The 586-nt window shown below is 74.2% G+C and carries 2 pseudogenes; both read right to left on the bottom strand.

The annotated features are described in order from the left end of the window. Nucleotides 1-311: pseudogene (locus SSNG_RS42755) on the bottom strand (hypothetical protein); the annotation flags it as partial. Beyond that, nucleotides 308-586, bottom strand: a pseudogene (locus SSNG_RS42750) (hypothetical protein); the annotation flags it as partial. The pseudogenes SSNG_RS42750 and SSNG_RS42755, both read right to left, overlap by 4 nt.

Below are 586 nucleotides of genomic sequence, written 5' to 3'. Positions count from 1 at the left end.
GACAGGGTCACCACCGGCGCCAAGCCAGCCAGCTGCTGGAGCGCGTCGAGGGCGTACGGGTAGAGGGTGAGCGGTGCGGCGGGCAGGTCGCGGTGGAAGTCGGCCGGCTCGATGCCGAGGGCGTCGGCGAGTTCGGCGGCGAGGGCGTCGGTGATGGCGGGTTGGGTGTGCAGGCGGCCGCGCATCACGGCGCGGGCCTGGTCGGCGGGCAGGGGGGATGCGGCGGTGAGCTGCATGGTCAGGCCGGGGCCGTCGGCTTCGCCGATGGTGCCGCCGACGTCCACGCTGATGAGCTTCACGGGCTGGGTCACTCGGGGTCTCCTTCGAGGGTGGGCAGGCCGGTGACGATCGCGGCCAGGCGCTCGGTGCGAATGGCGTCGGTGGTGGCTTCGCCGAGGAAGGTCAGGGCGTAGCGCAGCTCGGCGTCGTCCAGGGCGTCGAGGTCGCGTCCGGCCGTGGTGGCGGTGGCGCGCAGGTCGTCGGGGATCTCGCGGGGCCGTTGGCCGTGGCGCAGGTGCAGCGTGGCCGACCACTGCTCGGGGAGGTCGTCGGGGAGCGGCTGGGTGGGCTGGAGGGTGGTGCTGTG

Origin of the sequence: Streptomyces sp. C (assembly GCF_000158895.1) — a bacterium.
Lineage (GTDB): Bacteria > Actinomycetota > Actinomycetes > Streptomycetales > Streptomycetaceae > Streptomyces > Streptomyces racemochromogenes.
This window is presented reverse-complemented; position numbering and strand designations above follow the sequence as displayed.